The sequence below is a fragment of the Gracilimonas sediminicola genome, assembly GCF_024320785.1.
Classification (GTDB): domain Bacteria; phylum Bacteroidota; class Rhodothermia; order Balneolales; family Balneolaceae; genus Gracilimonas; species Gracilimonas sediminicola.
Window position 1 is genome coordinate 137457 of record NZ_JANDBC010000003.1, and the last position, 19368, is coordinate 156824.

The 19368-nt window shown below is 43.6% G+C and carries 19 protein-coding genes; 17 read left to right on the forward strand and 2 right to left on the reverse strand.

Translation table 11 applies throughout. From position 1 onward, the window contains the following. Window positions 1–11 precede the first annotated feature (11 nt). The 7 genes from NM125_RS13560 (at window position 12) to NM125_RS13590 (ending at window position 5749) form a co-directional block, all read left to right on the forward strand. Window positions 12–281, forward strand: a complete 270-nt coding sequence (locus tag NM125_RS13560) for a glycine zipper domain-containing protein (protein WP_255135504.1) — start codon at window positions 12–14, stop codon at window positions 279–281. 19 nt (window positions 282–300) lie between these two features. Continuing rightward, window positions 301–1411, forward strand: a protein-coding gene (gene prfB / locus NM125_RS13565) for a peptide chain release factor 2 (protein WP_255135505.1) whose coding sequence is annotated in 2 segments (ribosomal slippage) — window positions 301–366 and window positions 368–1411 — 1110 coding nt in all. Because the reading frame shifts where the segments join, the coding sequence is not laid out codon by codon here. Beyond that, the gene (gene nadB / locus NM125_RS13570; protein WP_255135506.1) at window positions 1398–2984 is read left to right on the forward strand and encodes an L-aspartate oxidase; all 1587 of its coding nucleotides are present in this window, start codon (window positions 1398–1400) and stop codon (window positions 2982–2984) included. The genes prfB and nadB overlap by 14 nt, the downstream gene beginning before the upstream one ends. 43 nt (window positions 2985–3027) lie before the next feature. Continuing rightward, the gene (locus NM125_RS13575; RefSeq protein WP_255135507.1) at window positions 3028–3210 is read left to right on the forward strand and encodes a hypothetical protein; all 183 of its coding nucleotides are present in this window, start codon (window positions 3028–3030) and stop codon (window positions 3208–3210) included. A gap of 304 nt (window positions 3211–3514) precedes the next feature. Continuing rightward, a complete protein-coding gene (coaE, locus tag NM125_RS13580) occupies window positions 3515–4111 on the forward strand; it encodes a dephospho-CoA kinase (protein WP_255135508.1) in 597 nt (198 codons plus the stop codon). Window positions 4112–4191: 80 nt separating this feature from the next. Continuing rightward, window positions 4192–5217: a class 1 fructose-bisphosphatase gene (gene fbp / locus NM125_RS13585; RefSeq protein WP_255135509.1), complete on the forward strand. Its 1026-nt coding sequence runs from the start codon at window positions 4192–4194 to the stop codon at window positions 5215–5217. A gap of 238 nt (window positions 5218–5455) precedes the next feature. Then, window positions 5456–5749: a hypothetical protein gene (locus NM125_RS13590; protein ID WP_255135510.1), complete on the forward strand. Its 294-nt coding sequence runs from the start codon at window positions 5456–5458 to the stop codon at window positions 5747–5749. A 12-nt stretch (window positions 5750–5761) separates the two neighbouring features. Here the strand turns inward: NM125_RS13590 and NM125_RS13595 are convergent, their stop codons facing one another. Continuing rightward, on the reverse strand, window positions 5762–6253 hold the full coding sequence (locus NM125_RS13595) for a DUF192 domain-containing protein (RefSeq protein WP_255135511.1): 492 nt from the start codon (window positions 6251–6253) through the stop codon (window positions 5762–5764). A 203-nt stretch (window positions 6254–6456) separates the two neighbouring features. Between NM125_RS13595 and rimP the strand changes: the two genes are divergently transcribed. The 7 genes from rimP (at window position 6457) to NM125_RS13630 (ending at window position 13735) form a co-directional block, all read left to right on the forward strand. Continuing rightward, entirely contained in the window at window positions 6457–6921 is a 465-nt protein-coding gene (rimP, locus tag NM125_RS13600; RefSeq protein WP_255135512.1) for a ribosome maturation factor RimP, read from the forward strand. A gap of 12 nt (window positions 6922–6933) precedes the next feature. Then, complete coding sequence (gene nusA / locus NM125_RS13605; protein WP_255135513.1) at window positions 6934–8190, forward strand: transcription termination factor NusA; 1257 nt, start codon at window positions 6934–6936, stop codon at window positions 8188–8190. A 57-nt stretch (window positions 8191–8247) separates the two neighbouring features. Continuing rightward, window positions 8248–11046, forward strand: a complete 2799-nt coding sequence (gene infB / locus NM125_RS13610; protein ID WP_255135514.1) for a translation initiation factor IF-2 — start codon at window positions 8248–8250, stop codon at window positions 11044–11046. 46 nt (window positions 11047–11092) lie between these two features. After that, window positions 11093–11467 (forward strand): 30S ribosome-binding factor RbfA, encoded by a 375-nt coding sequence (gene rbfA / locus NM125_RS13615; RefSeq protein ID WP_255135515.1) that lies wholly within the window; start codon window positions 11093–11095, stop codon window positions 11465–11467. 2 nt (window positions 11468–11469) lie between these two features. Beyond that, window positions 11470–12213: a tRNA pseudouridine(55) synthase TruB gene (gene truB, locus NM125_RS13620; RefSeq protein ID WP_255135516.1), complete on the forward strand. Its 744-nt coding sequence runs from the start codon at window positions 11470–11472 to the stop codon at window positions 12211–12213. Continuing rightward, window positions 12201–13133 (forward strand): bifunctional riboflavin kinase/FAD synthetase, encoded by a 933-nt coding sequence (locus NM125_RS13625; RefSeq protein ID WP_255135517.1) that lies wholly within the window; start codon window positions 12201–12203, stop codon window positions 13131–13133. The genes truB and NM125_RS13625 overlap by 13 nt, the downstream gene beginning before the upstream one ends. Window positions 13134–13213: 80 nt before the next feature. Next, window positions 13214–13735, forward strand: coding sequence for a DinB family protein (locus NM125_RS13630; protein ID WP_255135518.1), 522 nt, complete (start codon window positions 13214–13216; stop codon window positions 13733–13735). Window positions 13736–13740: 5 nt separating this feature from the next. On the opposite strand, the gene NM125_RS13635 is transcribed toward NM125_RS13630, so the two are convergent. Beyond that, window positions 13741–15096 (reverse strand): amidohydrolase family protein, encoded by a 1356-nt coding sequence (locus tag NM125_RS13635; RefSeq protein ID WP_255135519.1) that lies wholly within the window; start codon window positions 15094–15096, stop codon window positions 13741–13743. A gap of 326 nt (window positions 15097–15422) precedes the next feature. On the opposite strand from NM125_RS13635, the gene rpsO reads away from it, so the two are divergent. The 3 genes from rpsO to NM125_RS13650 all read left to right on the forward strand — a co-directional run bounded on the left by rpsO (window position 15423) and on the right by NM125_RS13650 (window position 19351). Continuing rightward, window positions 15423–15692 carry a 30S ribosomal protein S15 gene (rpsO, locus tag NM125_RS13640; RefSeq protein ID WP_255135520.1) on the forward strand — a complete coding sequence of 90 codons (270 nt, stop codon included), beginning with the start codon at window positions 15423–15425 and terminating at the stop codon, window positions 15690–15692. Window positions 15693–15802: 110 nt separating this feature from the next. Next, on the forward strand, window positions 15803–17917 hold the full coding sequence (gene pnp, locus NM125_RS13645; protein ID WP_255135521.1) for a polyribonucleotide nucleotidyltransferase: 2115 nt from the start codon (window positions 15803–15805) through the stop codon (window positions 17915–17917). 192 nt (window positions 17918–18109) lie between these two features. Continuing rightward, entirely contained in the window at window positions 18110–19351 is a 1242-nt protein-coding gene (locus NM125_RS13650; RefSeq protein ID WP_255135930.1) for a M16 family metallopeptidase, read from the forward strand. Window positions 19352–19368 lie beyond the last annotated feature (17 nt).

The window sequence follows — 19368 nt, forward strand, 5'->3', positions numbered from 1 at the left end:
GAGGTAATATTATGGCTGCTTCAAAGAAAAATTCTAAGACCAAACGCGATATCGAAGAGACTATTTATGACACTACGGAGGCTCTTCAGAATAAAGCAGAAGAAACATATGACGTTTTGCTCGATCGTTTAAAGTATGAGCGCGACGGCCTCGAACGAGAATTAAAGCATGAATACCGAAACGCCCGCAGATACGTACGTGCCCACCCTGAGCAAGGGTTAGGGATCGCATTTGTAGCCGGGTTGCTGGTTGGCGCCCTGCTTACCAGAGGCGGTAAATAAAATATATTCAACAACACAGATGGCAATAAATACAGATCACCTTAATGAACTCTACGAGCGTGTGGACGCGCTCAGGGGGTATCTTTGACTACGAAAAAAGAAAAGTCCGAATAATAGAACTTACCGAACAAACCCAGGATCCTAACTTTTGGAACGACCCGGATAAAGCTCAATCTGTAATGAAAGAGCTAAATCATGAAAAAAGCCTGGTGGAAGGCTGGGATAACCTGAATGACCTGCGTGAAAGCATTAACGTATATCTCGAATTTCAGGAGATGGGCGAAGAGGTGGAAGATGACCTGCAAGCTGAGTACAAAAAGCTTGAGAAAGCCCTGGAAGACATGGAGCTTCGCAATATGCTCAGTGGTCCAGATGACCATCGTGATGCGATTGTCACATTTAACCCGGGAGCTGGCGGTACGGAAAGTCAGGATTGGGGTGAAATGCTTTACCGCATGTACACCCGTTGGGCTGATAAAGCAGGATTCAAGGTATCGGTTGTCGATTATCAGGATGGCGATGTAGCCGGACTGAAAAGCGCCACCATCGAGGTGCAGGGAGATAACGCCTATGGATTTCTGAAAGCGGAAAGTGGGGTTCATCGCTTGGTACGGGTTTCTCCATTCGACAGTAATGCACGCAGGCATACCTCATTTTGCTCCGTTTTTGTAGCTCCACTGATTGATGATACCATCGAGTTAGATATCAACGAAAGTGATGTGGAGTTGCAGCGTTTCCATTCAAGTGGTGCCGGTGGGCAGAACGTGAATAAGGTAGAAACCGGAGTTCGGCTGATTTGGGAAGGTGAACTTTCAGACGGAAGGACCGAACGGGTAGTAGCTGAATGCCAGCAAGAGCGGTCTCAGCTTCAGAATCGTGAAAAAGCCATGGTTTTGTTGAAGTCCCGAATCTATGAGCTGGAAAAAGAAATACAGGAAGCGGAAAAAGCCAAGCTTGAAGGTTCCAAAAGTAAAAACGAGTGGGGATCTCAAATCCGCAGCTATGTTTTTGATGATCAGCGCGTTAAAGATCACCGTACCAACTACGAAACCAGTGATGTAAGTGGGGTGATGGATGGCGATCTGGATGAATTCATAAAAGCTTATCTCTTACAGGATGCCGAAGTATAGCTACGATTTCTTGGTGATTGGCAGTGGAATTGCAGGGCTTAGCTTTGCACTGAAGGCTGCTGAACACGGAACCGTAGCAATCATCACTAAGAAAGAGATGATGGAAGCCAACACGGCTTATGCCCAGGGTGGAATCGCCGGAGTTCTCAATAAGAAAGATTCCTTCGCAAAACATATATCAGATACGCTGGAAGCCGGAGCAGGTCTATGCAATCGTGAAGCTGTTGAATTAGTGGTTAAAGAAGGCCCGGGGCTTATTCAGGAATTGATAGATTACGGGGTTCAGTTCACCCATAAGAATGGAGAGCTTGATTTAGGCAGGGAAGGAGGTCACTCCGAAAACCGCATTGTCCATGCTGCCGATGCGACCGGTTTCGAGATTGCAACGGTGATGGTGAATCAGGCACGGAACCATCCGAATATTGAGATTTTTGAGCACCATTTTGCGATGGAGTTGTTGACCGAGCATCACTTGGGTCAAAAGGTGAAGACACTGGATAAAATCCATTGTTTTGGAGCGTATGTGCTGGACGAAAAGGGAGACCAGGTAAAACGGATGCTTTCCAAAGTGACCATTCTGGCTTCCGGAGGTGCCGGTGAAGTGTATCTTCATACCACCAATCCACCGGTAGCCACCGGAGATGGAATAGCAATGGCGTACCGTGCAAAAGCCCGGATTGAGAATATGGAGTTTGTCCAGTTTCATCCTACCAGTTTAGCTGTTCCTGAAGCCGGTTCATTCCTGATTTCTGAAGCTGTTCGTGGTTTTGGGGGGATTTTGAGGAATTCGGACGGCGAGGCCTTTATGGAAAAGTATGATGACCGAAAGGAATTAGCTCCCCGGGATATTGTAGCCCGCGCTATCGATGATCAGCTTAAGAAAAGAGGGGATGATCATGTTTTTCTGGATGTCACTCATTTGGATGCAGAGGCGCTCAAAGAAGAATTCCCAACTATATATGATACTTGCCTGAAGTATGGTATTGATATCACGAAGGAGCTGATTCCTGTGGTTCCTGCCACCCATTACACTTGTGGAGGCGTTGCCACAAATCTTGACGGACAAACAACCATAGAGCGGCTTTTTGCTTGCGGCGAAACAGCCTGTACGGGATTGCACGGTGCCAATCGGCTTGCGTCAAACAGCCTGTTAGAGTCGCTCGTATTCGCAGACCAGGCGTTTAAGCGATCTGTTCAGTTTTTTAAAGAGCTGGATTTTAACGATGAGATTCCCGAGTGGGATGAAAGTGGTACGGCCAATACCGAGGAATGGGTATTGGTTTCTCACAACCGGCAGGAATTGCGACAGGTGATGTGGAATTATGTTGGAATTGTTCGCAGCGACTTAAGGCTTGAAAGAGCAGCACGCAGAACGGAATTACTATACAAGGAAACGGAAGACTTCTATCACCGAACCAAGGTAAGTGTACCGCTATGTGAACTCAGAAACCTGGTGTGTGTGGGCTATCTGATTGTCAGATCAGCGATGCAACGCAAAGAAAGCCGGGGGCTGCATTACACAACCGACTATCCGGAAACCTCTGAACAGAGAATAACAACGGTGATTGATTAGCTTTTTTACTTGCCCTGAGAGTGAATAAATGTTTACTTCCGTTATGGATAGAAATAAACTTCTGGCACATCTGAAAAAAAGAGTCCAACAACTCTCTGGTGAGGAGCTAAACCTTGCCTTGATGTTTTTATACAACTGGACTAAGGGCCCGTGGACTCCGGCTTCTCTGTCTGATGAACAATTATCTGTTCTTAAGAAAAGGGTGAAGGAAATAGAAGATGGTTAAACTTTTTTTAAGTAAACAAAAGGTTGGCTGCAAGAAGCAAGAAAGAAAAGTCTCTCCTTGCGAAGGAGAGACTTAGAGAGGTCGAAGTTCAGGTATCTAAGTTTAGATTGGCTTTTTTATCAGTTGTTGGTTAAACGCTTTCATAATAACAACTTAAATATCTTGTTCAAATATGGACCTCATCTGTCTTCTCCTTGATAAGGAGAAGGACGCGTAACAACTAATTCAAATTATGATAACCAGTACGGTCTTCGGAAAATCGGTTTTAAATTCTTAACTCTGAATAGATATCAAACTTTTCATAATGATTAAAGCAGGCATAACCGGAGGCATAGGATCAGGAAAAACTACTTTTTGCAAGGAATGGGAAAAGCTCGGGGCTTTTGTACTGTATGCGGATGATTTTGCCAAACAGCTGATGCAGGAGGATGAGGAACTTCAGCATAAAATAAAACAAGTTTTTGGGAATGAATCATATGATGCCAACGGAAACTTGAATCGCCCATATCTTGCTCAGGAAGCATTTCAAAAGGGAAGGGTTGAGGAATTGAATAACTTGGTTCACCCTGTATTGTGGGACCGTGCCGCCGAACTGGCCAAAGAAAAAGAGCGCGAAGGTGTGGAGGTATTCACCAAAGAAGCAGCTATACTTCTCTCCAAAGGCCGGCCCGAGGATTTGGATTATGTGATCATCGTAATGGCTAATGAGGACGAAAGAATAGAGCGGACTTTGGAGCGTGATCATGCAACGGAACTGGAGATCAGAAACCGTATGGATAAACAACCTGATTTTGAATCATTGACGCACCTTGCTGATTTTGTGGTTCTCAATAACGGTTCTGAAGATGAGTTGAAAGATAAGGCGGTACAAATTTTGGAAGAGATTAAATCGGTTGGCTGATTAGAATTTCAAAAAACGGGAGATTTTCTCTCATAAACATTCTTATCTTTTAAAAAAGCGCTTCCAACAAGAAAAGAAATATGGTGAGTACAAAAGAATCCAGACTGGTAACCTTAGAAGAGTACATTATCCAATCTCAGAACAGGTTTCCGGGTGCAACAGGAGAACTTTCACAATTATTAAGGGATATTGGTCTGGCCGCAAAGATTATTTCCCGCGAAGTGAATAAAGCCGGTATTACCAACATCCTTGGCTACGACGGGTCCACCAATGTTCATGGAGAATCGGTTAAAAAGCTGGATCTTTTTGCTGACCAACAGCTTATCTCTGCCCTCGATCGCTCACTGATCACGTGCATGGTGATTTCTGAAGAAAATGACGGCGTCGTGAAACTGGGCAGCAAAGGCGGGAAATATATTGTATATCTCGATCCCCTTGACGGCTCCTCCAACATTGATGTGAACGTGTCGATAGGGAGTATTTTTTCAGTATATATGCGGGAGCCTCGATTTGATCCGGCTGTTCGGGAAGAAGATGCCTTACAGGCCGGTGTACGTCAGGTAGCGGCAGGCTATGTGCTTTACGGTTCCAGTACCATTCTGGCTTACACAACAGGATTGGGAGTATCGATTTTTACCTTAGACCCAAGCATCGGTGAATTTATATTGAGTGATCGTGGAATTAAAATGCCGGAACATGGGGCTATTTACAGCATCAATGAGGGAAGCTATAATTCCTGGGATGAAGGTCTTAAAAAATACATCAAATATTGCCAGGAGGAAGATTCGGAAACCAATCGCCCGTATTCGGCCCGATACATCGGCTCTATGGTGGCTGATATCCACCGAACGCTGATAAAGGGCGGGATTTTTATCTATCCACACAGTAAAAGATACCCTAAGGGTAAACTGCGGCTTATGTATGAGTGTAACCCGCTAAGTTTTATTATTGAACAGGCCGGCGGTATGGCCACGGATGGACAAACGCGGATCATGGAATTACAGCCCAAAGCTATTCATGAGCAAACTCCAATTTACATCGGCTCAAAAAAGAATGTACAAACCGTGATGGAATTCCTGGAAGAGCACGCAACTGTTGAACAGTAGGAGTTTCTATTTGTAAAGGGCTGTATCCTTTTGCTGATTAACACCTAATCCTTCCAGAGTTAAAACCATATGCTCGAGTCAAACTAATTGCCGTAACTCTGGAAGGGTTATTTGGTTAAAAAAGCTCGATGTATTCCAGTACGTAAGCGAGTCTTTCACGGCATCGCATTTGTTAAATTAGAGTATAGTTCTTCCCATATCAGGTACTTTAAAGTTCATTCTTAATTCAGAATTAATTATGAGAATCATAGCCATTCAAAAAGAAGCGCAAGATCTTTCGAAGCGGGATTTTGTTCCTCATTTAAGAGACGAAGCCCGGCGGGGATGGGAGCTATATAAGGAAGGGGTAATCAGGGAAATGTATTTTCGGGATGATAAGCCGGAAGCCGTGCTTATCCTTGAATGCAAAGATGTTGAAGAAGCTGAAGAAAAACTTTCAACCCTTCCCCTTGTTCAAAAAGGACTGATTTCATTTGAGCTGATTCCACTTCGCCCTTATCATGGTTATGAGCGATTATTCGAAAAAGAGTAGCCTGAAAACCTCTTAGAACCGAATTCGCATTCCTTCCTGAATATCATTGGAAACACAATACCCTCCATTGGTCTCAACCACAAACCTGGCAGGCTTTTCGGAAGGCAGCTGTTCACTGTTAAAAGGGGTGGTGTTGTGATGAATTCTCACAATGGTGCTGTCGGCATTCACAAAAATGATATCGAGCGGAAGAGGGGTGTTTGCCATATAGAAACTTCGAGGTGCTTCATTGGGGAAAATGAAAAGCATGCCGGCATCTGGAGCCATTTCGGTGACGTCCATCAGCCCTTGATTTCGTTCTTCGGGTTCATCTGCCAAAGCTACTTTCACCGTAGAAATCGCTTCACCCTCGGGGGTGAGAAAAGTAACCTCTTCCACTAAATCCAATTGCCTTCCCTGATTAGGAATTTCTTTCTTCTTGTTGGGATCTTTTTGGGAGCAGGAAAGCACAAATAGCGAGCAAAATATGGTGCAAAACAAAAGGGAAGACAATGAGTACTTCATGAATAAAAATCAGGTTGGTGGATAAACTTGGTATGTGTCAGTTTTTAAGGCAGTCAGGAAATTAACTCCAAAAACATTGAATCAAAAATGAATCTATCTTCAATCGGTTTGTTTCATTGAAATTTAGACGAAATAGAGCTACCTTTGAAAAGCAGTGAGCGTCGCAAGGCACTCGCTTTTTTTTGTTTCAGAATTTGATAGAAATGCAAATAGATATCACCCAAAATATTATAGACTTAGCGGCTCCTCTTGCCGAGGAACACGACTTGTTTGTGGTGGATGTGGAATTAAAAACACATTCCGGTCAAACCGAAGTATGGGTTCTTTTAGACACTGAGAAAGGCGGAGTGAATATAGATCATTGCTCTGAAATTAGCCGAGAACTCGGATTTTTGATAGAAGCGCATGAGCTTTTTGATAAAAAATATCGGCTGAATGTTTCATCTCCGGGATTGAGTCGCCCACTGAGTGATCTCCGGCAATACAAAAAAAATGAAGGTCGGGTGGCTACTATCAAATTTAAAAATACAGACGGTGAGTATAAAAAAATTGAAGGAGTCATCACCGGCATTGAAGACCAAGTGGTGGCTATAACGGATGAAGAAGAAGTAGAAACTCAGATCCCGTTCGACAACATCGTTGAAACCAAAATAATCCCCGTAATTTAATAAGCTATACTGATGCAGAACGAATTATCAAAACAGATTATCTCCTCGTTTGCTGAAATTGCACACGAGAAAGGCATTGAGCGTGATATGCTTCTTTCCATTCTGGAAGATGTTTTCCGTACCATGATTCGCAAGAAATATGAGTCGGATGATTCATTTGAGGTAATCCTGAATGCTGATCGGGGAGAGATACAGATCTTACACGTACAGGAGGTTGTTCCTGCCGATGAGCTCACTGATGAAGTTGCTGAAATTACCCTCGAAAATGCCCAAAAAGTAGATCCGGATATTGAGCTATATGACGAACTTGCTCAGGAAATTCAGATTACAGATTTCGGCCGCAGAGCCGTTACAATGGCCCGCCAGCAGTTGGCACAGCGAATCCGCGAGATCGAGAAGGATAATATTTATGAAGACTATACCGATCGCGTTGGGGAAATTATTCTCGGTGATGTGTACCAGGTTCGCCACAATAAAGACATTCTTGTAAATCACAATGGAGTTGAGCTGCTGCTCCCCAAAAGTGAGCAGATTTATAAAGATCGATACCGCAAAGGTGATACGATCCGCGCAGTAGTGACGGGTGTTCACATGCGTAATGGTAACCCGACAGTGATTATCTCAAGGACTTCCGAATTATTCCTGGAGCGATTATTTGAAAACGAAATTCCTGAAGTATTTGACGGCATTATTGAATTGGTGCGAATTGCACGTGCACCGGGCGATCGTTCTAAAGTTGCTGTTCTCTCACATGATGAGCGCGTTGACCCGGTTGGCGCCTGTGTAGGGATGAAAGGAATTCGTATTCATGCAATTGTGCGTGAATTACAGAACGAAAATATTGACGTGATCAACTTCACCCCGGATAAGATTGACTTCATAAAACGTGCACTTCAGCCGGCAGAAGTATTGAAGGTTGAACTGAACGAAGAAGCCAAACACGCCAATGTACTGGTTCCGGCCGATGAAGTATCAAAAGCCATTGGTAAGGGAGGGGTTAACATCCGCCTTGCTTCCAAGCTGGCTGAGGTCGAAATCGATGTATATCGTGAAGTTGAAGCCGAAGATGATATCGATATCGACGAGTTTGAAGTTGATTTCGGAGCAGAAGTAATCCAGATGCTTCATGATATCGGCTGCGACACTGCACGCGCAGTACTGGAGTTAGATGCAGATGAATTAGTAAGCAGAACGAACGAAGAAATAGATCCCGAGCTTGCTGAGAAGATTATGAGTGTAATTGCCTATGAATTCGAAGACGAGGCTTAAGTCGGCAATTCCATTTAAAAATTCTTAGTTTAACAAGCTCACATTCAAATATTCTATATGTCTAAAAGACCCAAACCATTATTTAAAGTAGCATCAGAGTTTAATGTATCTACACAAAGTATTGTGGATACCTTAAGTGAAGATGGTTTTGACGTAGCCAATCGTCCTAACTTCAAAATAACGCCTGAAATGTATGAGGCGCTGGATGAGGTGTATGGCGAAGACCGGGCAAAGAGTGCAGATCACGAAAAAGCCCGTGAAGAATATGAGAGCCGCCGAAGCCAGATGATGAACCAACGCAACGACAGCGTTACTCTGGATAACGTGTTGGAACCTATTGAAGATGAAGTAGGGCTGGAGCCGGAAGACGATACTGAAGACCTTGAGCCACAAGATGATGATAGTGGTGATGAGCTTGATTTAGAGCCTATCGAAGAAGAAGATGAGGCTGATGAGCAGGCCGAAGAAGAAGCAGCTAAGAAAAAAGCTGAAGCAGAAGCTAAGGCGAAGAAAGAGGAAGAAGAAGCAGAGGCTAAGAAGAAAGAAGAAGCTGAAGCTAAGAAAAAAGCTGAGGCAGAGGCTAAAGCCAAGAAAGAGGAAGAAGAGGCTGAGAAAGCTGAGAAGAAAGAAGCCGAAGCAGAAGCTAAAGAATCCGAGCAAGAGGAGGATGATGAAGACGACGAGGAAGATGAAGACACTGAATCCAAGAAGTCTGACGATGATGAGGACGAAGAGGATGAAGATGTCATCCGCGGATCTGCCGGTAAACTAAAAGGAACTAAAGTATTAGGTAAAGCATCTTTCACTACCGAGCGTAAACCTCGTAAGAAGAGAAAGCGTCGTAAAGACCGTAAAGATGATTCTTCAAGCTCAAAATCTGATTCGGATAACAAATCCAAAAAGTCTCGCAAGAAGAGAAAGAAGAAGACAGAAATTGACGAGACTGATGTAGATAAGATGATGCGCGAAACCATGAAGAAGATGCAGTCTTCTAAAACCGTGGGAAGCAAGCGTCAGAAACGTCGTAGAGAGCGTAAAGAAGAACGTGAGGAGGAACTGCAAAAGCAGGCGGAACTCGAGGAGCTCGAATCAGATGTTGTCGAGACTACCGAGTTCATTACAGCTAATGAGCTGGCCGATCTGCTTGGTGTAGGCGTAAACGATATTATTTCGGTATGTATGTCTATCGGGTTGATGATTACCATTAACCAGCGACTGGATGCCGGTACCATCGAATTGGTTGCCGAAGAGTACGGTAAGGAAGTGAAGTTCATCGAAGCAGAAGAGATGGATGAAGACCTGACCATCCCTGAAGATGACGAAGAAGATCTAAAACCACGTGCTCCGATTATTACGGTAATGGGTCACGTTGATCACGGGAAAACATCATTGCTTGATTACATCCGTGAAGAGAAGGTAGCAGCCGGTGAGGCCGGGGGTATTACCCAGCACGTTGGTGCGTATCAGGTAGTACATAATGATAACGAGATTACCTTCCTGGATACTCCGGGTCACGAGGCCTTTACCGCTATGCGTTCTCGTGGTGCACAAGCTACCGATATTGTAATTCTGGTAGTAGCCGCTGATGATTCCGTGATGCCGCAGACTATTGAGGCGATTAATCACGCGAAAGCAGCAGGCGTACCTATCGTTGTAGCCATTAACAAGATTGATAAAGAGGGAGTAAATCCCGATAAAATTAAAACGCAGCTTTCTGAGCACGACGTTATTGTTGAGGAATACGGCGGTAAGGTTCAGTATGCTGAAGTTTCGGCTCATACCGGACAGGGAATTGAAGACCTGCTCGAAAAAGTATTGATTGAAGCCGAACTGCTTGAACTGAAAGCAAACCCTGACCGACGCGCTGATGGTGTTGTACTTGAAGCCCGTCTGGATAAAGGAAAAGGTATTGTATCCAACATCCTTGTTCAGGGTGGTACACTCCGGGTTGGAGATCCGTTTGTAGCCGGTCCTTGCTTTGGGCGTGTACGAGCCATGGAAAATGACCGTGGTAAACGTGTAAAAGAAGCCGGACCATCTACACCGGTACAGCTTATGGGTTTTGATGAAATGCCTCAGGCCGGTGATAAACTGATTGCCGCAGAAGACGAGAAATTAGCTAAAGAAGTAGCTAACGAGCGAATGCAAATCCGCCGTGAGCAAGCCATGCGAACAACCAAGCACATGACGCTGGACGATATTTCACGCCGACTTGCCCTTGGTGAGGTTTCTGAGCTGAATATCATTATCAAAGCCGATGTGGACGGTTCTATTGAGGCTCTTTCAGGTTCACTCCAGAAGTTGAGTACCGATGAAGTAGCGGTTAATATTATTCACACCGGAGCAGGAGCCATTTCTGAATCCGATGTGCTTCTGGCATCTGCATCCGATGCGATTATTATCGGTTTCCAGGTGCGACCTACTACCAGTGCCCGTAAACTGGCTGAGAATGAAGAGATTGACATCCGACTGTTCAGCGTTATTTATGATGCTGTGGATGAAGTTCGTGATGCCCTTGAGGGTCTGTTATCACCTGAGATTAAAGAGCAGATGATGGGTGTTGTTGATGTTCGGGAAACCTTCAAAGTTTCCAAAGTGGGAACCATTGCCGGTTGTTATGTAACCGAAGGCAAGATTGAACGAAATAACCCAATCCGACTTGTTCGCGACGGTGTCGTTATTTATGATGGCGAAATCGATGCTCTCAAGCGTTTCAAAGATGATGTGAAAGAAGTTACTTCCGGCTACGAGTGTGGTATCAGTATCCAGGGATATAACGACATCAAGGTTGGCGATCAGATTGAGAGTTACAAGATTACTGAGCAGAAGCGTACTCTTGAAGATTCTGCCGGATAATCGATATCTGACGGAATTAGAAGTCTAATTTTATACTTACCTGATTATGGGTTTCAGACCAGAACGATTGGCGGCGGTTATTAAACGTGACCTCGGCCAAATTATACAGCGATCTTACCAGCCAAGCGGAACATTTGTGACCGTAACCAATGTGGTTATGACCGATGATCTTTCCATTGCGAAGGTCTATTTAAGTGTGTTCTCACCCGGCCGCGATGACAAACCGGTTTATGAATTTATTGACGAGCACATAGATCAGATTCGATACGATCTGGCTTCAAAAATTAAGAACCAGGTTCGGAAGATCCCTGAGCTCCATTTCTACGAAGACGATACTGCTGAGTATGTCAATAAAATGGAGCAGCTGCTTAAAAAGGTAGACATACCTGAAGAAGACCCTGACTCACCCTCCGAAGACTAAAAATGGCCCGAGCTCTTCCTTTGGATGAAATTCCGGTTTTCGGTAAAAATAATTTACCGGATAAGGATACTAATTTATCTGACGGAGCTATTTTCCTGATCGATAAGCCCCTTGAGTGGTCCAGTTTTGATGTGGTCAAGTTCCTGCGAAAACGCATCCGTGTAAAAAAAGTAGGGCATGCAGGTACGCTGGATCCTCTGGCAACAGGAATGCTGATTTTGTGTTGCGGAAAGGCGACCAAATCCATTTCTATGATTCAGGATTTGCCTAAAGTATATACAGGTGAAATCACCTTTGGTAAATCTACAACTACCTATGATGCAGAGGGAGAAGTGACCGAAGAAGCGAGCTGGGAACACATCACCAAAGAAAAGATTGTTGACGTTCTTGGTAAAGAATTCACCGGCACGGTAGAGCAAATTCCGCCGATGTATTCAGCTCTTAAATATGGCGGCAAGAAGCTGTATGAGTTAGCCCGAAAAGGAGAAGAAGTGGTTCGGCTGCCACGGCAGGTTACTTTTCATGAACATGAGATCCTCAACTTTGAACCGCCCAGGCTTACCTTGAAAATTAAGTGCAGCAAAGGAACCTATATCCGGTCTTTGGCACGAGATCTGGGAGAGGCTCTTGACTCAAAAGCATATCTGAGTGGGCTGGAACGAACGGCCATCGGAGATTTTTTAGTGGACGATGCGCTAACGCCTCATGAAATGGGAGATCAATTAAAAGAGATATGGCAGAGTTAATTGAACTGAAAAATATTACCCGTGAGCCCAACACCGTAGTAACCGTCGGTACTTTTGATGGTGTGCATCAGGGGCACCGGGCACTGATGGAAGCGGTGGTTACCAAAGCCCGTGAACGAAATGCTCGTAGTGTGGTGGTGACGTTTGATCCTCATCCGAGAGAGATCATTAATCCGGGAAAAGAAGGAATCAAGCTGCTTACAACGCTCAAAGAAAGAGCGGAGATATTGGAAGATCTCGGCGTGGACGTGTTATTGGTGATTCCGTTTGACCGGGATTTTTCCCTTCTATCATCCGAGGAATTTGTACGTGATATTATTTTCAGCAAAGTAGGCGTATCTGAGTTTGTAATTGGCTATGACCATCATTTTGGCCGCGACCGGAAAGGTACCATCGATACTATAGAGAAGCTGGGGGAGGAGTTAGGTTTTGATTCGTATGTGGTTTCCAAGCAGGAAATGGGAGAGGTAACCATCAGCAGTACCGTAATCCGGAATACCCTGGCTGAGGAAGGCGATGTTAAACAAGCCGCTGAATATTTGAACCGTCATTATTTATTAAACGGAATAGTGATGCACGGGGATGAACGCGGCCGCACCATCGGTTACCCAACGGCCAACCTGAAGCCGGAACATGAGAATAAAGTGATACCGAAAAACGGGGTGTATGCTGTCAAAGTTAGGGTGAACAACGAATGGTATGGCGGTATGATGAACATCGGTGTTCGTCCAACGTTCGGGGAAGACGAGAGAACACTGGAAGTCAATATCTTTGATTTTGACCGGGAAATTTATGGAGATACTATACAGGTGCGGTTCATAGATAGAATTCGGGATGAGAAGAAGTTTGATGGGGTGGAAGTGTTGAAGGCTCAATTGGGAGCGGACAAGCAAACAGCACTGCAAATTTTATCAGACTGAATCAATTTGGGTATTACCACGTAGGTCTCGGTTAGCCCTTTTTTATTTCAGGGGACTAAACCACAACCAATTCCGAACCCATGCGATTACTGATCACTATTCTTTTTTTAAGCCTTTCCTCCACAGCTTTTTCCCAGCAGTATATTGTTGATGAACTTGCCTCAGATATGGAAAGAAGTAAAGCCATGTCTCTTTCCTATATTGAAGCGATGCCTGCTGATAAATACAGTTTCAGACCTAATGAGGACGTCCGCACTTTTGCAGAGCAATACTTACACCTCGCTCAGGGACTTATCGGACTTTCATCAAATGGAACAGGTGCTGCGGGAATCTTTCCGGGAGAGAATCTGGAAGCAACAAAAGCCTATCATACCAAAGCCGAAGTTCAACGAATAGTTACCGAGAGCTATGATTTTGCTATAAAAAGTATCAATGAAATGGATGCCGATAAGTTAACGGAGATCGTACAAAGAGGGCAATTTGAAGTAACCAGGAGAGGGTGGATTCACAAAGCGCTGGAGCATAACACGCATCACAAAGGGCAAACAACTATTTATTTAAGAATGAACGGGATTACGCCACCACAGTACCAGTTATTTTAACATGCTTATTGAGTCTTTTTATATTCTTTGCCGTTTTTAAATACGGAGACCACGGTTCTGATATGTTCGATGTTTTCTAAGGGGTTACCAGATAGAACAACAAGGTTAGCTGTCTTTCCAACGGCTATAGAGCCATGAGTATGCTCAATTCCGATGGCCTTAGCATTATTCAACGTTGCAGCTTTAATTGCATCTATATTTGACAAGCCGGATTCTGTAAGCAGGATGATTTCGTCCTGTACCCATTTGATACTTAGGTTGAAATCGGTGCCTGCCGCTATTGTAACTCCATTTTGATAAGCTGTTTTTGTAATTCTGTATGCCCAATCGTTCAGAGCTTTCGGGTCGAGCCTTTCTGCTGCACCTGACAGATGTTTAGTCGGATTCTCTTTTTGATTTTGTGAACTGATTTCAGACACCTGAGTACGTTCTTGCGTTTCCCAGGCTGAAAGTGTTGGCTCAAAGATCACGTTTCTTGATTTCATTTCTTCAAACAAGGACAAGAACTCTGACGCTATAGCATCGGTGTTTTTAAAGTCTTGAAGTGGAACAGATTCACGAATGGCCTCATTGAAGGAGGCAGGCATATTCTCTTCCAATTCAAAAATCATTCCTACACTATGGGATAATACATCCACTTGAGCTTTGACAGCATCAGAAGGCCGGCTGGGAAATACGCTGGAATGACTCCACATTTTTAACCCGTTTTCGCGGGCAATTTCACTTAGCTTTAATAATAATTCAGGATTAACATTTGAATAGACCTTCAGCCCGGTTACCCCGGCTTCCTTGGCGTCGATAACTACTCTTGTTAAATCAGTTTCTTCAGTAATCAGCCGCATCCAGGGAGCTGAACCCGGCTCAAAACCCAGTGCAGCGAATTTGGTTCTGGGATCTTTTAAGAAAGTTGGGCCAAATACATTTGCTGAGTAGTATATATCAGGACCCATTAGATTTCCCTTGCTGATTTCCTGATTCAGAGATTGGTACATTCTTGCATCACCACCCATATCACGCACAGCAGTAACTCCTGAGTAAAGCAATTCCGATAAAATGTCATTGCGATTCTTTGGTCTGAAAAGGTGAACATGGGAATCAATTAACCCCGGGATGATGTAGCTTCCATTTACGTCAACTATGCGTTCAATCCATTCTAAACTCACAGAATCACTATGCAGAATTGATTTAATTATGCCATTCTCAATAAGTATGGTTCTGTTTTCAATTTGTTGAGAACGCTCAACATCAATTATTGTGGCATTCGTTATCGCAAAAGATTCCCCTGAACTTGTTTGAGAAATCACGCTATTAAAAAGAGTAGTAAAAAGTAAAAGTGCTATAGTAGCTATTGTCTTTTTCATTGTCCTGCTTTCCCGAATTATTTAAATGAATTTTCTCAATTATATCAGAAACAACATTCCCGAATTTTTTTAACAACAGAATAAAATGAAGAAAGCGGATTCAATATCAAAGCAATAAGATGGGTGCAGTTATACTTTATATGAACCAAATATTCTCTTCTGAGCAGGAAGTTTTTAAAGTTGCTCAATTATAAAAATAGGGCAGGATGATAATCTCTGCATTCTTAGGTTAAAAATCATACATCCAAACATTGTCCATTTCAACAAAAACCCCTATCTTTCAAAACTATAAATCGATTTATATAAGTACTAATTAAACCATTGCAATGAGCATAACCGCAGAAGAAAAGAAAGAAATCTTTAAGAAGTTTGGAAAAAGTGAAACCGATACGGGTTCCACAGAAGGACAAGTTGCCCTTCTTACCAAAAGAATTAATGACCTGACTGACCACCTGAAAGATAATCAACTGGATCACGCATCACGACGAGGATTGTTGAAAATGGTAGGTAAAAGAAGAAGGTTGTTGAACTACCTCATGAAAAACGATATCGAGAAGTACAGAGAACTTATCAAAGAACTCGGTATCCGTAAGTAAGTTTATTCGTTTAAAGGCTCCATTGTGGAGCCTTTTCTAATTTATCCTGCCGCTATTTTCCTATCTGTTGTTGGCGGGATTTCGCAAATCAATAAAGACAAAGAAGACAAATGAAAGAAGAAATAAGAAGTGTAGAATTTGCACCGGGTAAGGTGCTTTCAGTAGAAACAGGCCGGATTGCCAAGCAAGCCGATGGCGCTGTAGTGGTTCGAATGGGTGATACCCAGGTACTTTGTACCGCCGTAAGTGCTAAAGAACCAAAACCGGGACAGAATTTTTTCCCATTAGTTGTTGACCACAGAGAAAGTTTTTCAGCCGGCGGCCGTTTCCCCGGTGGTTTTATGAAACGTGAAGGACGTCCTTCAGAAAAAGAAATTTTAGCGAGTCGTCTCATTGACCGTAGCTTGCGTCCTTTGTTCCCAAAAGGATACTTATGTGAAACCCAAATCATCTCAAGCGTTGTTTCTTCAGACGGAGAAAACGATGGTGATGTTCTGGGTGGATTTGGTGCCTCAGCTGCGCTACATATGTCCGATGTACCTTTTGACGGACCGATGGCTGAAGTTAGAGTAGGTCGCGTTGATGGCGAGTTTGTTATCAACCCAACCCTGTCTGAACTGGAGAAAAGTGATATCGACATGATTGTTGGTGGTACAGCCGACTCAGTATTGATGATGGAAGGAGAGATGGATGAAATCTCTGAAGATGAGATGTTAGGAGCTATTAAAGCTGCCCACGCTTCTATTATCACATTATGCGAATTTCAGGAAGAACTTCGTGAAGAATATGGACGCGAAAAAAGAGATTTCACTCCGGAATCAAATCCTGAAGAAATTGAGAATAAAGTCCGTGAATTAGCTACCGACAAAATTAAAGAAGTAGTTAACATCGGCCTTGGGAAAGAAGAATATTCTGCCAAGCTACAGGAAGCCAAAGACAGCGTGATTGCTGAGCTTGAAGAAGATTTTGAAGAAGAAATGGATATCGTTAAGGATATTCTGAGTACTGTTGAGAAAGAAGAGCTTCGCAACATGATTCTGGAGAAAAAACGACGTATCGATGGTCGTGCTCCTGAAGACATTCGCGATATCTGGACACAAGCCGGATACCTCGCACGCACACACGGTTCTTCCATTTTCACCCGTGGCGAAACACAGGCTCTTGTATCTGTGACCTTAGGTACCAAAAAAGATGCTCAGGCAGTAGATACTCTGTTCGATGAAGAAGAGAAGAAATTCTACCTGCATTACAACTTCCCTCCATATTCTGTAGGTGAAGCTGGTTTCCTGAGAGGTCCTGGCCGACGTGAAATTGGTCACGGTCACCTTGCCGAGCGTGCACTCCGTATGATGATGCCATCCTTTGATGACTTTGGATATGTAATCCGTGTGATTTCTGATATCACGGAATCGAATGGTTCATCTTCCATGGCTTCCGTTTGCGGTGGTTCTATGGCGCTGATGGATGCCGGTGTGCCTCTGAAAAAACCGGTTGCAGGTATAGCAATGGGTATGATTGTTGGAGAAAACAACTCTGTTGTTCTTTCTGATATCCGTGGTGAAGAAGATTTCATGGGCGACATGGACTTCAAAACAGCCGGTACCGCAGATGGTATCACGGCTTGCCAAATGGATATGAAAGTTAAGGGCATTTCTTTTGAAGTTATGGAAGAAGCCCTTAAGCAAGCTCATACCGGAAGAATGCACATTTTGGGTAAAATGGCTGAAACCATTTCTGCTCCAAGAGAAAGTTTATCCGAATTCGCACCTCAGTTCGTCAATATGACGATTGATGGCGACATGATTGGTGCTGTGATTGGGCCTGGTGGTAAAGTGATTCAGACTCTTCAGAAAGAAACAGATACTGAAATCTGGATTGAAGAAGATGACGAAACCGGCAAAGGTAAAATCACTATTTCAGCTGACAGCCTCGACAAAGCAAAAGATGCTGAAGACAGAATTAAAGCAATTACAGGTCAGCTTGAAGAAGGCGCGACTTATAAAGGTACGGTTAAAACCATCAAAGACTTTGGTGCTTTCGTAGAGATCGCTCCGGGACGAGATGGACTCCTTCATATTTCTGAAATTGATCACAAGCATGTTAAAGACGTAACAAATTACATGAGTGTGGGCGATGAGATTGAAGTTAAGCTCCTCAAAATTGAGCCGGGAAATAAGCTTCGATTATCCAGAAAAGCATTGTTGGAAAACGACGAAGAAGAGTAAGTCTTTGCCAACAAAGCTGTTTATATTAGGCGCTCTTTCTTCGCGAAAGAGCGCCATTTTTTTGAGATTAAAATCGTGAATTAGAAGTAGAACTTTTCCAAAGTTAAGAGGATCGAAAAGGATAAACGATATCGTTGTAACTTTGGAAAAGTTACTATATAGAAGAGGAAGAGATAAAAAGGATTGGAAAACGTGAAAGAAATTGATTTTGTAAGCAAGAGTACGCTACCTAACGGACTTCGAATTGTTACCGAAAAGATTGAGTCTGTAAAAAGCGTATCGATTGGAATTTGGGTAAAAACAGGAGGAAGACATGAAACAGCTAAACAAGCCGGAATTACTCACTTCCTTGAACATATGCTGTTTAAAGGAACTGATAAGCGTTCTTCTTTTGACATTGCGCTGAGTATGGAATCGGTAGGAGGATACCTTAACGCCTTTACTTCATCCGAATATACCTGCTATTACTCACGGTGTTTGAATACCCAATTAGACCGCGCATTGGACGTGCTTTCCGACATGGTACTTCACCCCGCTTTCCCTGAAGAAGAAATAGAGAAGGAGAAGAAAGTGGTAATCGAAGAAATGAAGATGTACCGTGATTCTCCGGATGATTTCCTTTTTGAAGAATTCAATTCAAAGATCTTTAACGGACATGAATTAGGGCGGCCGGTTTTGGGATATGAAGAAACGGTATCTGACTTTTCGCGCCAGGATCTTTACGATTATATGAAAGATCGATATTACCCGGGCAACTTACTGGTTTCCGTTGCCGGAAATGTAGATCACGACAAAGTGGTGCAGCTTGTTACCGAGTATTTCGAAAACCTTGAGGCTAAAGACCACGATGAATCGGAGCAACCACTGCCTGAGTTCAAACCGGAAGATGTCACGCTGACCAAAGCCATAGAACAAACCCATTACATTTATGGCCGCAGAGGGCTGAATTTTGATCACAAGGACAAATACCTGCTACTGTTGGCTAACACCATTCTGGGTGGTGGAATGAGCTCCAGGCTGCATCAAAATGTGCGTGAGAAGTACGGGTATTGCTACTCCATTCAAACCTTTAACCAGTCGTACACCGACACTGGTTTATGGGGAATTTATGTGGGAACCGATAAGGAATATGTTGATCACGTTCGTGAACTGATCAAGAAAGAACTCAAACAAATGCAGGATGAACAGGTTCCTGAAAAAGAGCTGGCCGAAGCCAAGTCGCAGTTAAAAGGGAAGTTGCTGCTGTCTCAGGAGAGTACCAGTAATCGAATGACCCGATTGGCTAAGAGCGAGCTATATTTTGGCCGATTTGTTACTTTGGACGAACTCGTTGAAAACATCGATTCGGTAACCGCAGAAGAAATTCAGCGCTTCGTAAAAGACTTCTTCACCGAAGAAGATTTTATGGAAGCAATCCTGTTACCCGAAAATTAGCTTCTAAAAATTCAAAA

What these genes read in the sequence shown, in the direction of transcription:
- NM125_RS13560 (WP_255135504.1), top strand. Translation starts at nt 12, where the DNA reads ATGGCTGCTTCAAAGAAAAATTCTAAGACCAAACGCGATATCGAAGAG.
- nadB (WP_255135506.1), top strand. Translation starts at nt 1,398, where the DNA reads ATGCCGAAGTATAGCTACGATTTCTTGGTGATTGGCAGTGGAATTGCA.
- NM125_RS13575 (WP_255135507.1), top strand. Translation starts at nt 3,028, where the DNA reads ATGGATAGAAATAAACTTCTGGCACATCTGAAAAAAAGAGTCCAACAA.
- coaE (WP_255135508.1), top strand. Translation starts at nt 3,515, where the DNA reads ATGATTAAAGCAGGCATAACCGGAGGCATAGGATCAGGAAAAACTACT.
- fbp (WP_255135509.1), top strand. Translation starts at nt 4,192, where the DNA reads ATGGTGAGTACAAAAGAATCCAGACTGGTAACCTTAGAAGAGTACATT.
- NM125_RS13590 (WP_255135510.1), top strand. Translation starts at nt 5,456, where the DNA reads ATGAGAATCATAGCCATTCAAAAAGAAGCGCAAGATCTTTCGAAGCGG.
- NM125_RS13595 (WP_255135511.1), bottom strand. Translation starts at nt 6,253, where the DNA reads ATGAAGTACTCATTGTCTTCCCTTTTGTTTTGCACCATATTTTGCTCG.
- rimP (WP_255135512.1), top strand. Translation starts at nt 6,457, where the DNA reads ATGCAAATAGATATCACCCAAAATATTATAGACTTAGCGGCTCCTCTT.
- nusA (WP_255135513.1), top strand. Translation starts at nt 6,934, where the DNA reads ATGCAGAACGAATTATCAAAACAGATTATCTCCTCGTTTGCTGAAATT.
- infB (WP_255135514.1), top strand. Translation starts at nt 8,248, where the DNA reads ATGTCTAAAAGACCCAAACCATTATTTAAAGTAGCATCAGAGTTTAAT.
- rbfA (WP_255135515.1), top strand. Translation starts at nt 11,093, where the DNA reads ATGGGTTTCAGACCAGAACGATTGGCGGCGGTTATTAAACGTGACCTC.
- truB (WP_255135516.1), top strand. Translation starts at nt 11,470, where the DNA reads ATGGCCCGAGCTCTTCCTTTGGATGAAATTCCGGTTTTCGGTAAAAAT.
- NM125_RS13625 (WP_255135517.1), top strand. Translation starts at nt 12,201, where the DNA reads ATGGCAGAGTTAATTGAACTGAAAAATATTACCCGTGAGCCCAACACC.
- NM125_RS13630 (WP_255135518.1), top strand. Translation starts at nt 13,214, where the DNA reads ATGCGATTACTGATCACTATTCTTTTTTTAAGCCTTTCCTCCACAGCT.
- NM125_RS13635 (WP_255135519.1), bottom strand. Translation starts at nt 15,096, where the DNA reads ATGAAAAAGACAATAGCTACTATAGCACTTTTACTTTTTACTACTCTT.
- rpsO (WP_255135520.1), top strand. Translation starts at nt 15,423, where the DNA reads ATGAGCATAACCGCAGAAGAAAAGAAAGAAATCTTTAAGAAGTTTGGA.
- pnp (WP_255135521.1), top strand. Translation starts at nt 15,803, where the DNA reads ATGAAAGAAGAAATAAGAAGTGTAGAATTTGCACCGGGTAAGGTGCTT.